The following is a 1,025-nucleotide window of genomic DNA, read 5'->3' as shown; positions in this document are numbered from 1 at the left end:
GCTGCCATCACTACCGTTCTGGCTAAAACCTACGGTGGTTCCGCTCGCGCATTCGACCAGATCGATAACGCGCCGGAAGAAAAAGCTCGTGGTATCACCATCAACACCTCTCACGTTGAATATGACACCCCGACTCGCCACTACGCGCACGTAGACTGCCCGGGCCACGCCGACTATGTTAAAAACATGATCACCGGTGCTGCGCAGATGGACGGCGCGATCCTGGTTGTTGCTGCGACTGACGGCCCGATGCCGCAGACTCGTGAGCACATCCTGCTGGGTCGTCAGGTAGGCGTTCCGTACATCATCGTGTTCCTGAACAAATGCGACATGGTTGATGACGAAGAGCTGCTGGAACTGGTTGAGATGGAAGTTCGTGAACTGCTGTCTCAGTACGATTTCCCGGGCGACGACACCCCGATCGTTCGTGGTTCTGCTCTGAAAGCGCTGGAAGGCGACGCAGAGTGGGAAGCGAAAATCATCGAACTGGCTGGCCACCTGGATACCTATATCCCGGAACCAGAGCGTGCGATTGACAAGCCGTTCCTGCTGCCGATCGAAGACGTATTCTCCATCTCCGGTCGTGGTACCGTTGTTACCGGTCGTGTAGAGCGCGGTATCATCAAAGTGGGTGAAGAAGTTGAAATCGTTGGTATCAAAGAAACCGCGAAAACCACCTGTACTGGCGTTGAAATGTTCCGCAAACTGCTGGACGAAGGCCGTGCTGGTGAGAACGTAGGTGTTCTGCTGCGTGGTATCAAACGTGAAGAAATCGAACGTGGTCAGGTACTGGCTAAGCCGGGCACCATCAACCCGCACACCAAGTTCGAATCTGAAGTGTACATCCTGTCCAAAGACGAAGGCGGCCGTCATACTCCGTTCTTCAAAGGCTACCGTCCGCAGTTCTACTTCCGTACAACTGACGTGACTGGCACCATCGAACTGCCGGAAGGCGTAGAGATGGTAATGCCGGGCGACAACATCAAAATGGTTGTTACCCTGATCCACCCGATCGCGATGGACGA

Annotated in this window: 1 protein-coding gene; it reads left to right on the top strand. The window is 54.7% G+C overall.

Going from position 1 to position 1,025, the window contains the following annotated elements:
• The coding region (tuf, locus tag ACLH1I_RS26565; protein WP_062914393.1) for an elongation factor Tu at window positions 1-1,025 on the top strand (1,025 nt) is incomplete at both ends.

The sequence above is a fragment of the Klebsiella sp. 1SOBk10mer genome (assembly GCF_046602535.1).
GTDB classification, from domain to species: Bacteria; Pseudomonadota; Gammaproteobacteria; order Enterobacterales; family Enterobacteriaceae; genus Klebsiella; species Klebsiella quasipneumoniae.
The sequence above is the reverse complement of the archived record's forward strand: the minus strand, read 5'-3'. Positions and strand labels throughout refer to the sequence as shown.